This window comes from Pseudomonas sp. NPDC098747, assembly GCF_044760045.1.
In the GTDB taxonomy this organism is placed as follows: Bacteria; Pseudomonadota; Gammaproteobacteria; order Pseudomonadales; family Pseudomonadaceae; genus Aquipseudomonas.
The window spans coordinates 1-11,298 of the sequence record NZ_JBIWAL010000084.1 but is presented as its reverse complement, the minus strand read 5'-3'; the positions used below and the strand labels follow the sequence as shown (position 1 = coordinate 11,298).

The window sequence follows — 11,298 nt, the reverse complement described above, 5'->3', positions numbered from 1 at the left end:
ATCAGTTGGTCTTTAGTAAGAGCCATGTAGTGTTCCTTCCCTATCAAATTCATATGGATTGCAGAGTGCAGTGTCAGCCATCGAGCCCGATCTTCTGGATCTGGCACCCTCGGCGATAACCACGACGAGTCGGGTTATAGATACCGAAATCAGGGTTTGGTTCGACCTGACAAATGCTGATTGCACGCTTAACGCAGTGACTTCGCGTAAGACCGGGCAAAACTAGCACAGAGACAAGGAAATATCCGCCTCTAGCTACCCATTTGGTCAGCTTTATTGCTCTAAACCGGTAAAAAACTGCATAAGGACCGCACAGCGCCCAGGATTAGCCCTTCACCCGGCGCCAAAACCAGTGATTGCGGTACACTGGACGCTTTTTCGGGGGAGCCCGCCCTCCTCCCATCCAACAGCCGAGAAGCCCATGCCGATCCGTCATTGCATCGTCCACCTGATCGACAAAAAACCCGACGGCACGCCCGCAGTTCTGCACGCCCGTGATTCTGAACTGGCAGAGTCAGCAGCCATCGAGAACATGCTCGCCGACCTCAACGAGAGCTACAACGCCAAACAGGGCAAAGCCTGGGGGTTGTTCCATCCCGAATCCGGCGCGTTCCCGTTCAGCGGCTGGTTGAAGGAATACATGGAAGGCGGCAAGGACTTCACCGCGTTCAGTAAAGTGGCGGTCGAGCATCTGCAGAAGCTGATGGAAGAGTCCAATCTGTCAGTCGGCGGTCACGTGCTGTTCGCCCACTATCAGCAAGGCATGACCGATTACCTGGCCATCGCTCTACTGCACCACAGCGAAGGCGTGGCCGTAACAGACTCGCTGGACGTGACCCCGTCGCGCCACCTCGACCTCGGCCAGTTGCACCTCGCAGCGCGGATCAACGTGTCCGAGTGGCAGAACAACAAGCAGTCCAAGCAGTACATTTCGTTCATCAAGGGCAAGAACGGCAAAAAGGTTTCGGAGTACTTCCGCGACTTCATCGGCTGCCAGGAAGGCGTCGACGGCCCGGGCGAGACCCGCACCCTGCTCAAGGCTTTCAGTGACTTCGTCGAGAGCGAAGACCTGCCGGAAGAATCTGCTCGCGAAAAAACCAAGACTCTGGTCGATTACGCCAGCAGCCAGGCCAAGCTCGGCGAGCCGATGGGCCTGGAAGAGCTCTCGGAGCTGATCGACGAAGAGCGCCCGAAAGCCTTCTACGATCACATCCGCAACAAGGACTACGGCCTGTCGCCAGAGATTCCGGCGGACAAACGCACCTTGAATCAATTCCGCCGCTTCACCGGCCGCGCCGAAGGCCTGTCGATCAGCTTTGAAGCACACCTGCTGGGCTCGAAGATCGAGTACGACGAAGAGAACGGCACGCTGATGATCAAGGGTCTGCCGACCTCGCTGACCGATCAACTGAAGCGCCGCAACTGATGCTCGGCAATGTGCTGAAGAAGGTTGCGCTGGTGCTGCTGGTGGTCGTGATCTATCAGAACTGGGGCAAGATCGAGCGGCTGTTCAACCCGTCGCAGATGGTCTCGGAACAGACTCGAACACAAGCCAGCGTTGTGCTGTACGCCACTGACTGGTGCGGCTACTGCAAGCAGACCAAACGCTTTCTCGACAGCAAGGGGATTCCCTTCAAGGAATTCGACATCGAGAAGGATGCCGAGGCGCGCAAGGCGTACGAGGCACTGGGTGGGCGCGGGATTCCGCTGATCGATGTGAATGGCACGCTGATTCGCGGGTTTGATCCGGACGAGATTCTCGCTGCCCTGAAATAACGTGTGGGAGCGAGCTTGCTCGCGAAAGCGGTGTATCAGCCAACAACAATGTTGAATGATCAATCGCCTTCGCGAGCAAGCTCGCTCCCACAGGTTTTGCACCAGACTTGAGAAATCAGCGGGCTTCTATGCGGAAACCAAAACGCGGGAAGTGCACATGCACTACGCCGCCCCGTTCATCTTCGCGCCTCACGATCAATTCCTCACGACCGGCAAACAGCAACTCACCCACCACCGGGTCAACCCCGTAATCCGTCGCGGCAATTGCCACCTGCTGCCCGGCCTTGAAGCCGTTCGGGTCAATAAACTGCTCATCCGGCAATGCCGCTGGCGTCGCATTGCGAGCAACCTCCAGCGCCTCTTCGGAAGTCATCTCGCTTGCCGCACCGTGACCGAAGCCCAACACACGCCCAAGCCATGCAGAGACAGCCGGATACTCGTCCACCAGCGGCGCAGTCACGTGAGTCGCCTTGAGAAACCACATCGGGTGCGCCAAAGCAAAGTCGGCAATCGACGGCTCACCGAACAGGAAATCACCTTGCTCGCGCTGCAACTGCTGCTCCAGACGCGCCATGATCGTCGGCCATTGGTGCTTGGCCTGCTCGGTGGACAAACGTGTGGCGCTGCCACCGCTGAACAACCCGGCGCGATCGGCGAGGAAGGCCTTGATCGCTTCCGGCGGCAATTTTCCGAAACGCACGGCCACCGATTCTGGCTGGAACACCAGGCTGACGGCATGCTGGAACACCACCGAGTCCGCCCACGTCGCGAAGCTGGCGGTGGTCATTTCCTGACCTTCGGGGAAAAACGACGGCTGCGCCTTCTCTTGCTCAAGTCGGCGGGCGATCAACGAAGTGTCGCAATAGATGTCGGCACCGATTTGTAGCACTGGGGTTTTGCGATAACCACCGGTCAGGGCGGTCAGATCCGGTTTCGGCATCACCGGCGAGATGTTCACCGAGCGCCAGGACAGCCCCTTGAAGCCCAGTAGCAGACGGGCCTTCTCGGCAAATGGAGAAGTCGGGTAATGATGCAGAATCAACTCGGACATGCTCGGCTCCGCCGCTCAGAAAGTGAGTCGGCAGCTTAGCGCGCATTTACTTAGCAGCCTACAGATCTGGCTGATGGGAACTGATCAGTCAGATTGATAAGACGAGTGTGGGCTCCCGAACGAAAAAACCGCCTCAGCCGAAACCGAGGCGGTCGTTCTCACACCAAGAACCCTTACATCAGGTCATCGAAGTGATCTCGCAGGAACTCGTAAAAGCGAACTGCTTTAAACGATCTCCATACGAGGCTCAAAGTACGCAGCAAAAGCTTCATACGTTTTGGCCTCCAGTCGGGGGCCAAACCTCCAGCGCGCTTACCGGACCACGTACGCCTTCGGAATACACGCTAGTGTATCCAGTGAGGCGGCCGATTGAGACACCCTTTGAAATATCATTCCGGCACGGGAGCAACACCATGTCAAAGGGCGTGAAACCGTTACGCCAATCAGCCAAGCCTCACTAGCTGCACTGTCATGCGAGCGGATGGAGAGTAATCGCGTTTCAGAACCGCCGCTTAAACAAATGGATCTAAAATCGCGCTCTTCGAAAAAATCGTCGTAGGCTTGCTCGATGGCAAAAAGACGAATAATCTTCACCCACGCTAGTGTATCCAGTGAGAACAGTAACCCCGGCCGCAAACCGAGGCTTACGAAAAAAAACCGCCCAGCAAGGCGGCTTTTTTTTGCCTGTCATTTGTGTGGCTATCCTATCCGCAAGGATTTCTGCCACCCGACAGAGTCTGATCAGTCAGATTGATAAGACGCAACCAGACACTCCTTGGCACTTTTGCGCAGTTTTTTGATCAGCCGTTCCTGTCGCAAGGCGTCGCTCTTGTCTCGGCACAGCTCGGTATAAACCAACGCCATGGCCGGGCTGGACAGGAAGAAGCGCGCACCCTTGCCGCTCTGGTGCTTGGCAAAACGGCGCGCGGGATCGTCGCTGATCCCGCAATACAATGAACCGTTGGCCGCGCGCACGAGGTAGACGAACCAGGATTTGCTCACTGGCTCGACAACATCGACAGTTTTTTCGCTAAGGCTGGTCACTTCGGGATCAAGACGTGTAGGAAACAGGCCGCGATCTTATCAGCGACCGGCCTGAAATGCCTTCAGTCCCTTGCGTGCCTGAGCACGCACGGCGTTGCGCACCAGCGGTGTCCAGCCCAGCAATAGACCTTTGAACCCCAAGGCCTGACGCGACCAGCGCCACAGGTCGAAGTGATCGTGGTGCTCGCAGATCTTGCCGTCACGGAACACGAAGCGTGCCTGAATATCGTTGACCACGACGTTGCCGGTCTGGCTGAACAGATACGTCGCCACCCAATGCGCACCACCGTGGCGCTCATCGGCGCGGACATTGTCGAAGGTCAGCGAAAAGTCTTTGGCGCGCGTGGTGAGCATCCGCCACATGTCGCCGGCATCGCACCCGTGCAGTTCGCCAAAGGCCGGATCGCTGAACACCACGTCATCGGTGTAGCACGCGGCCATGGCCTCGGCATCAAGGCGCTGAAAGGCTTGATAGAAGCGGGTGATCAACGCGGCATGGGCTTCACTCACGGGCAAACTCCGAGGAATGGAAAGATTGCCAGCACGATAATCTGCAAAGCGCGGAAACACTATCGGCATTCGCCATCCGAATACTCTGCCAGATCTACAGGCGACCATAAAACCTGTGGGAGCGAGCTTGCTCGCGAATAGGCCTGCACATTCAACATCACCTTTGCCTGAAGCACCGACTTCGCGAGCAAGCTCGCTCCCACAGGGAACTTCGCTAATCAGATTCTTTCGCTATGCACTTGCACATACAAAGTCCGCCCGGCCCCAAGGCCCGCGACGATCGCCCCTGTGCCAATAATGCCGAAAATCCAGCCCACCGCATTCCAGCCGCCCGTCCAGTCATGCACCACGCCGACTGCAAACGGCCCCATCGAAGCCAGGGTGTAACCGAAGCCTTGAGCCATGCTCGACAGGTTCGCTGCGACATGGGAGTCACGCGAACGCAGTACGATCAACGTCAGCGCCAGACTGAATGCACCGCCCTGCCCCAGACCGAGCAGAATCGCCCAGCCCCACAGGCCTTCGATCGGCGCATACAGGCAACCGAACAGACCGCCGAGGGTCAGCGCCATCACCACCACGATCGCCAAGCGCTGATCTTTGCCACGGGTCGCCAGCCACGGCGCCGCGAGGGAGCTGGCGAGCTGAACGATCACCGAACCGGACAGCACCAGGCCGGCCTGAGTCGGCGTCAGACCGCGACCAATCAGGATCGACGGCAACCAGCCGAAAACAATATAGGCCAGCGACGATTGCAGGCCCATGTACAAGGTCACCTGCCACGCCAGCGGATCACGCAACAGTCCGCGCACGCGATAGGCGACATTGTGCGCACCGTGTTTTTGCCCGACTTGTGGTAGCCAGAACACCGCAGCGACCAACGCTGGAATCACCCAAAATCCCAGACCCACGGCCCAGCTGTGATCAAAATGCTCGCTCAACGGCACGCTGGAACCCGCCGCCATCGCTGCACCGAGACACAGCGCCATGGTGTAAACGCCCGTCATGGTACCGGCGTGTCTGGCGAAGTCGCGTTTGACGATGCCCGGTAGCAATACGCCAATGATGCCGATACTGGCGCCGCCCAAGACGCTGCCGGCAAACAGACCGATCTCACCAAAATTGCTGCGCAGGATAATCCCGCCTGCGAGGGTCAGGAGAATCCCCAACACCACCCGCTCGGCACCAAAACGTCGCGCCAGAATCGGCGCCAGCGGTGCGAACAAGCCCAGGCACAGCACCGGCAGCGTGGTCAGCAAACCCGCCTGAGCGGCAGACAGCCCGAGGCTTTTCGAGACGTCGCTGAGCAGCGGTGCCAGGCTCGACAGCGCCGGACGCAGGTTCAGCGCCACCAGAATCAAGCCCAGCAGCAACAGCCACGGCCGGCGCACCAGCGGATGGCTTTGCTGCACTTGTTCGTCATCAACCTCGGCATCGATCAGCAGCTCTTCGAGCTCTGCCGTGCGTTTCGGGGCTGTGGATATCTCGTTGCGGGGCATGGATTTCTCGGTTTCAAGGTTCATTGATCAACTGCCTCGATAAGGCTTTGGCCCGTTCCGGGTCGCGTTGTTCGACGGCATCGAGCAACTCGATGTGCAGGTCGAACACTTCCTGACGGCGCGGGACGATGTTCAGGGTCTGGCGCAATTGCGCGCCGACGATGCTGGAGAAGTAGCGATACAGCTCGCTGAGCGTCGGGTTATGCGCGGCGTCGACCAAACGGCGGTGGAACACCAGATCGCAGGCGATGTAGGTGTCGAGATCGCCGTGGTAATGACTGCCACTGGTGCCAAGCGCCTCACGCAAGGCGACGAGGTCTTCATCGGTGCGGCGCAACGCCGCCAGGCCAATGGCCTCGACCTCAAGGATGTGCCGGGTTTCCCGCGCCTGTTCCAACGAACAACGGGAGAGCGCCTTGAGGGTGTCCAGCGGGTCAATCAGCGCACGCAGATAACTACCGTCGCCCTGCCGAATTTCAATCAACCCGGAAAACGCCAATACACGCATGGCCTCGCGCACGGTGTTGCGGCTGATGCCCAGCTCAGCGCACAGCTCGGGTTCGGTCGGCAATCGCTCGCCGACCTGCCAGGTGCCGCTGTTGATGCGTTGGCGCAACTGATCCAAAGCCTGATCGACAAGGGATCGCTTAACGAGTGGAGAAATGTCTGACATAGAATTCGCCCTTTCATCCAATCATAGGATGAATTTTCCGACATGTTAGTCAGACCCGTGTAGGACGGCAACCACCTAGGGTGAATTGGAAGAAATGGAGCTGGATTTTCGATTAGTCAAAATTACCCTTTAAGGGTAATTTCAGGGACAGGGTTTTGGTTTCTTATGGAGAAGAACACGCCCCATTACGACTTGGCGGTGATTAAGGCTGAGGTCAGGCGGCTTGGAAAAAAAGCCTTCACCAAGACCTCGGCAGATTCAGGCGAGTATCTCGGCTTTAGCATCAGCGAGATGCAAGAGATCGTTTTCGAATTGCAGAACAGGATGTTGTACAAATCGATGACCAGTTACGACGATCATCGGGTCTGGCAAGACGTGTATCACACCCATTCACAAGATCTGGAGATTTACATCAAGGTGACCTACCGCCCCGGTGGCGGCCCACCGGTAATCTCCTTCAAGGAGAAGAACCCATGAAAACCCAGCAATGTGTCAGCTGCGGTGCACGTGAGGGAATGAGACATTTCGCAGGGCGCGGCGAAACCCTGAGTGTCAAAGGCATGGAGCGCCGTGTAGATGATCTTTCTGGTTGGGAATGCCAGCAGTGCGGAGAAGTTGAGTGGGATCACGATACCGATAGCGCGGAACGTTATTGTGACGCAGGGGACGAACTGGTTATCGCTGCCAGGCAAATGATCGGCGCCGAGATGAAGCGTATTCGGCGCAAATTGCACCTCACACAAAAAGAGACGGTGCAACTGCTGTCCGGTGGAGGGCATAACGCGTTCTCTCGCTACGAGCGCGGCGAAATATTACCGCCCAAGGCGTTGATGCTGCTGATGCGACTGCTGGATCGTTACCCGTACTTGCTGACCGATGCGAAAATTCTCGGTGAAGGCGCAGACTTGAGAGGCTTCAAGCACACCATCCACAAAGAACACGAAACCCTCTCCGTATCCTGACCCCCAAAAAAACAAACCCGGCACAAGGCCGGGTTGGTTTTACACATCAGCCATCAATGCAAAATCTGACTCAAGAACAGCTTCGTTCGCTCATTCTGCGGATTATCGAAGAAGTCGTTCGGTGCCGCCTGCTCAACGATCTCGCCCTTGTCCATGAAGATCACGCGATTGGCCACGGTGCGGGCGAAGCCCATTTCGTGGGTTACGCAGAGCATGGTCATGCCGTCTTCAGCCAGACCGATCATGGTGTCGAGCACCTCTTTCACCATTTCCGGATCGAGGGCCGACGTCGGTTCGTCGAACAGCATGATTTTCGGTTTCATGCACAGCGCGCGGGCGATTGCCACACGTTGCTGCTGACCGCCGGACAGCTGCCCCGGAAACTTGTGCGCCTGCTCCGGAATGCGTACGCGCTCCAGATAATGCATGGCGATTTCCTCGGCTTTGCGCTTGGGCATCTTGCGCACCCACATCGGCGCCAGGGTGCAGTTCTGCAAAATGGTCAGGTGCGGGAACAGGTTGAAGTGCTGGAACACCATGCCAACTTCACGGCGGATCGCTTCGATCTGCTTGAGGTCGTTGGTCAGTTCCACGCCGTCGACGACGATGCGGCCCTGCTGGTGTTCTTCCAGACGATTGAGGCAACGAATGGTGGTCGACTTGCCGGAACCCGACGGGCCACACAGGACGATACGCTCGCCCTGTTTGACATTGAGGTTGATGTCTTTGAGCACGTGGAACTGGCCGTACCACTTGTTGACGCCCTGCATCTGAATAATGCCTTCAGGGCTCACAGGCTTTTTGATTGCTTCACTCATTACAGAACTCCTAACGCTTGTGGCCAGTGTCGAGCTTGCGTTCCAGATGCATGGAATAGCGCGACATACCAAAACAGAAAATCCAGAACACCAGGGCGGCGAACACGTAGCCTTCGGTGGCCATGCCCAGCCATTTCGGATCGGCAGCGGCTTGCTTGACGCTGTTGAGCAGGTCAAAGAGGCCGATGATGATCACCAGACTGGTGTCCTTGAACAGCGCAATGAAGGTGTTGACGATGCCCGGAATCACCATTTTCAGGGCCTGCGGCAGAATCACCAGACCCATCGAACGCCAGTAGCCCAGGCCCATCGCAGCAGCGGCTTCGTACTGACCTTTAGGGATCGCTTGCAGACCGCCGCGCACCACCTCAGCCACGTAGGCCGACTGGAACAGGATCACGCCGATCAGCGCCCGCAGCAACTTGTCGAAGTTCATGCCTTCGGGCAGGAACAGCGGCAGCATTACCGAAGACATGAACAGCACCGTGATCAACGGCACGCCGCGCCAGAACTCGATGAAGGTCACGCAGACCACTCGAATCGCCGGCATGTTGGAACGTCGACCCAGCGCCAGCACAATCCCCAGCGGCAAGGCTCCGGCGATGCCAACGGTGGCGATCACCAGGGTCAGCATCAAGCCGCCCCATTGGCTGGTCGCCACCTCAGTCAGGCCGAATACGCCGCCGTGCAGCAGGCACCAGGCGACAATCGGGTACAGCACCAGGAAGCTCAGCCCGTAAACCGCTTTACGCGGGAAGCGCGAGATGAACAGTGGCGCCACGCCGATCACTGCCAGCCACACGGTCAGGTCCACGCGCCAGCGCAGGCCGGTCGGGTAGTAGCCATACATGAACTGACCGAAGCGTTGCTGGATGAACACCCAGCAGGCGCCCTCCTTGGTGCAATCGGCCTGGGTGGTGCCGACCCAGTTGGCGTCGATGATCGCCCACCCCAGAATCGGCGGAACGATCAGGTAGATCAGGTAGAACGCGAACAGTGTCAGCAAGGTGTTGAGCCAGCTGGAAAACATGTTCGCGCGCATCCATGCCACTACGCCGATGCTACTGCTCGGTGGGGGCATGTCGGGTTTGAAAGTATGAGTACTCATGCGCTTTTCCTTACCGCTCGATCAGCGCAATGCGCTTGTTGTACCAGTTCATCAGCAGGGAAATGCTGATACTGATCGCCAGGTACACGCTCATGGTGATCGCAATCACTTCAATCGCCTGACCGGTCTGGTTCAGCACGGTGCCGGCGAACAGCGAAACCATTTCCGGATAACCGATACCGGCGGCCAGCGAGGAGTTCTTCGCCAGGTTCAGGTATTGGCTGGTCAGCGGCGGGATAATCACCCGCAGCGCCTGGGGAATGATCACCTTGCGTAGGGTCGGGCCTTCACGCAAACCGAGCGAGCGGGCCGCTTCGGTCTGCCCGTGGCTGACCGACTTGATGCCCGAACGCACGATCTCGGCGATGAACGCCGCCGTGTAAACGGTCAGGGCCAGGGTCAAGGCCAGCAGTTCCGGGATAAGCACCCAGCCGCCAACGAAGTTGAAGCCCTTGAGCTCAGGCATTTCCCAGTGCAGCGGAGCGCCGAAGATCAGTGCGCACAAACTCGGGATCGCCAGCAGAATCGCCAGGCCCACCCAGAATTTGTGGAACGGCACGCCGGTCGCTTCGAAGCGTTTGTTGGCCCAGCGGCACATCAGCACGATACCGACGATGGCCACCACGACACTGATCGCGAATGCCCCGAAGCCGTCAGCCGCCAACGCGGCCGGCATGTTCAGGCCACGGCTGCTGACAAAGAAGGTGTCGCCGAAGTTGTGGCTGTTGCGCGGCCCCGGCATGGTCAGGAACACCGCGAAGTACCAGAACAGGATTTGCAGCAGGGGCGGAATGTTGCGGAAGACTTCCACATACACGGTCGCCAGCTTGCTGATGATCCAGTTCGGCGAAAGACGCGCGACACCAATGATGAAGCCCAGCAGAGTCGCCAGAATCACGCCGATGAAGGTCACCAGCAATGTATTGAGCAGACCGATCACAAACACGCGGGCATAGCTGTCCGCTTCGGTGTAGTCGATCAGGGTTTGAGCGATGCCGAACCCGGCACTGCGCTCCAGAAAGCTGAAGCCGGAGGTGATGCCCCGGTGCTCAAGGTTGGTTTGTGTGTTGTGGAACAGGAACCAGCCCAGGGAGACGACTGCCACGATAGTGACGATCTGAAATACCCAGGCGCGCACTCGCGGATCGCTGAGACTGAGTCTCTGCTTCGGTGCGCCGATTGAATTTTGCATGAAGTGCCCCGGAAAAAATGGAACAAGAACATCACCCGGCGGTTGGCCCGCCGGGCGATAGAACCATTAGCGCACTGGTGGTGCGTACTGAATGCCGCCGTTGTTCCACAGGGCGTTCAGGCCACGGTCGATTTCCAGTGGAGTGTTCTTGCCGAGGTTTTTCTCAAACACTTCACCGTAGTTGCCGACCTGCTTGACGACCTGCACGACCCAGTCCTTCGGCAGTTTCAGATCCTTGCCGTACTCGCCGTCAGCGCCGAGCATACGAGCGACGTCCGGGTTCTTGGTCGACTTGGCTTCAGCTTCGACGTTTTTCGACGTGATGCCGGCCTCTTCAGCGTTGAGCATGGCGTAGCCAGTCCAGCGCACCACAGCCAGCCACTCGTCGTCGCCGTTACGCACTACTGGGCCCAGTGGTTCCTTGGAAATGGTTTCCGGCAGAACCACGTAGTCCTTCGGCGAAGCCAGTTTGCTGCGCTGGGCGAACAGCTGGGATTTGTCGGAAGTCAGCACGTCGCAACGACCGGATTCCAGCGACTTGGCGCTTTCATCGGAGGTGTCGAAAGTGATTGGGGTGTATTTCAGACCGTTGCCGCGGAAGTAGTCGGAAACGTTCAGCTCGGTGGTAGTACCGGCCTGGATGCAGATGGTTGCACCGTCCAGCT

12 protein-coding genes and 1 pseudogene are annotated in these 11,298 nt (G+C 58.1%); 4 read left to right on the top strand and 9 right to left on the bottom strand.

Features of this window, described 5'->3' with window-relative positions:
• The first annotated feature begins 421 nt into the window (after positions 1-421).
• Together yejK and ACIQVE_RS27615 are read left to right on the top strand one after the other, a co-directional pair.
• On the top strand, positions 422-1,426 hold the full coding sequence (gene yejK, locus ACIQVE_RS27620) for a nucleoid-associated protein YejK (protein ID WP_402814715.1): 1,005 nt from the start codon (positions 422-424) through the stop codon (positions 1,424-1,426).
• Positions 1,426-1,776 carry a glutaredoxin family protein gene (locus tag ACIQVE_RS27615; protein WP_402814712.1) on the top strand — a complete coding sequence of 117 codons (351 nt, stop codon included), beginning with the start codon at positions 1,426-1,428 and terminating at the stop codon, positions 1,774-1,776. The genes yejK and ACIQVE_RS27615 overlap by 1 nt, the downstream gene beginning before the upstream one ends.
• A 115-nt stretch (positions 1,777-1,891) precedes the next feature.
• Here ACIQVE_RS27615 and ACIQVE_RS27610 read toward each other — a convergent pair whose 3' ends face one another.
• The 5 genes from ACIQVE_RS27610 to ACIQVE_RS27590 form a co-directional block, all read right to left on the bottom strand.
• On the bottom strand, positions 1,892-2,827 hold the full coding sequence (locus tag ACIQVE_RS27610) for a glutathione S-transferase family protein (protein WP_402814710.1): 936 nt from the start codon (positions 2,825-2,827) through the stop codon (positions 1,892-1,894).
• A 741-nt stretch (positions 2,828-3,568) separates the two neighbouring features.
• Complete coding sequence (locus ACIQVE_RS27605; RefSeq protein WP_402814707.1) at positions 3,569-3,871, bottom strand: GIY-YIG nuclease family protein; 303 nt, start codon at positions 3,869-3,871, stop codon at positions 3,569-3,571.
• Positions 3,872-3,910: 39 nt separating this feature from the next.
• Positions 3,911-4,381 carry a nuclear transport factor 2 family protein gene (locus ACIQVE_RS27600; protein WP_402814705.1) on the bottom strand — a complete coding sequence of 157 codons (471 nt, stop codon included), beginning with the start codon at positions 4,379-4,381 and terminating at the stop codon, positions 3,911-3,913.
• A 218-nt stretch (positions 4,382-4,599) separates the two neighbouring features.
• Positions 4,600-5,904 carry a CynX/NimT family MFS transporter gene (locus ACIQVE_RS27595; protein ID WP_402814702.1) on the bottom strand — a complete coding sequence of 435 codons (1,305 nt, stop codon included), beginning with the start codon at positions 5,902-5,904 and terminating at the stop codon, positions 4,600-4,602.
• Positions 5,894-6,553 carry a FadR/GntR family transcriptional regulator gene (locus ACIQVE_RS27590; protein WP_150594946.1) on the bottom strand — a complete coding sequence of 220 codons (660 nt, stop codon included), beginning with the start codon at positions 6,551-6,553 and terminating at the stop codon, positions 5,894-5,896. Before ACIQVE_RS27590 ends, ACIQVE_RS27595 begins: the two co-directional genes overlap by 11 nt.
• Positions 6,554-6,718: 165 nt before the next feature.
• Between ACIQVE_RS27590 and ACIQVE_RS27585 the strand changes: the two genes are divergently transcribed.
• Complete coding sequence (locus tag ACIQVE_RS27585) at positions 6,719-7,030, top strand: type II toxin-antitoxin system MqsR family toxin (protein WP_095188819.1); 312 nt, start codon at positions 6,719-6,721, stop codon at positions 7,028-7,030.
• Positions 7,027-7,515, top strand: coding sequence for a type II TA system antitoxin MqsA family protein (locus ACIQVE_RS27580; RefSeq protein ID WP_402814698.1), 489 nt, complete (start codon positions 7,027-7,029; stop codon positions 7,513-7,515). The genes ACIQVE_RS27585 and ACIQVE_RS27580 overlap by 4 nt, the downstream gene beginning before the upstream one ends.
• A 53-nt stretch (positions 7,516-7,568) precedes the next feature.
• Here ACIQVE_RS27580 and ACIQVE_RS27575 read toward each other — a convergent pair whose 3' ends face one another.
• The 4 genes and pseudogenes from ACIQVE_RS27575 to ACIQVE_RS27560 form a co-directional block, all read right to left on the bottom strand.
• Positions 7,569-8,333 carry an amino acid ABC transporter ATP-binding protein gene (locus tag ACIQVE_RS27575; protein ID WP_150603734.1) on the bottom strand — a complete coding sequence of 255 codons (765 nt, stop codon included), beginning with the start codon at positions 8,331-8,333 and terminating at the stop codon, positions 7,569-7,571.
• A 10-nt stretch (positions 8,334-8,343) separates the two neighbouring features.
• Complete coding sequence (locus ACIQVE_RS27570; RefSeq protein ID WP_402814696.1) at positions 8,344-9,441, bottom strand: amino acid ABC transporter permease; 1,098 nt, start codon at positions 9,439-9,441, stop codon at positions 8,344-8,346.
• A 10-nt stretch (positions 9,442-9,451) separates the two neighbouring features.
• Positions 9,452-10,633, bottom strand: coding sequence for an amino acid ABC transporter permease (locus ACIQVE_RS27565; RefSeq protein ID WP_402814694.1), 1,182 nt, complete (start codon positions 10,631-10,633; stop codon positions 9,452-9,454).
• A 66-nt stretch (positions 10,634-10,699) separates the two neighbouring features.
• Positions 10,700-11,298, bottom strand: a pseudogene (locus ACIQVE_RS27560) (amino acid ABC transporter substrate-binding protein); the annotation flags it as partial.

Excerpts from the sequence above, each read along its gene's own strand:
- yejK (WP_402814715.1), top strand. The coding sequence starts at position 422 with ATGCCGATCCGTCATTGCATCGTCCACCTGATCGACAAAAAACCCGAC.
- ACIQVE_RS27615 (WP_402814712.1), top strand. The coding sequence starts at position 1,426 with ATGCTCGGCAATGTGCTGAAGAAGGTTGCGCTGGTGCTGCTGGTGGTC.
- ACIQVE_RS27610 (WP_402814710.1), bottom strand. The coding sequence starts at position 2,827 with ATGTCCGAGTTGATTCTGCATCATTACCCGACTTCTCCATTTGCCGAG.
- ACIQVE_RS27595 (WP_402814702.1), bottom strand. The coding sequence starts at position 5,904 with ATGAACCTTGAAACCGAGAAATCCATGCCCCGCAACGAGATATCCACA.
- ACIQVE_RS27590 (WP_150594946.1), bottom strand. The coding sequence starts at position 6,553 with ATGTCAGACATTTCTCCACTCGTTAAGCGATCCCTTGTCGATCAGGCT.
- ACIQVE_RS27585 (WP_095188819.1), top strand. The coding sequence starts at position 6,719 with ATGGAGAAGAACACGCCCCATTACGACTTGGCGGTGATTAAGGCTGAG.
- ACIQVE_RS27580 (WP_402814698.1), top strand. The coding sequence starts at position 7,027 with ATGAAAACCCAGCAATGTGTCAGCTGCGGTGCACGTGAGGGAATGAGA.
- ACIQVE_RS27575 (WP_150603734.1), bottom strand. The coding sequence starts at position 8,333 with ATGAGTGAAGCAATCAAAAAGCCTGTGAGCCCTGAAGGCATTATTCAG.
- ACIQVE_RS27570 (WP_402814696.1), bottom strand. The coding sequence starts at position 9,441 with ATGAGTACTCATACTTTCAAACCCGACATGCCCCCACCGAGCAGTAGC.
- ACIQVE_RS27565 (WP_402814694.1), bottom strand. The coding sequence starts at position 10,633 with ATGCAAAATTCAATCGGCGCACCGAAGCAGAGACTCAGTCTCAGCGAT.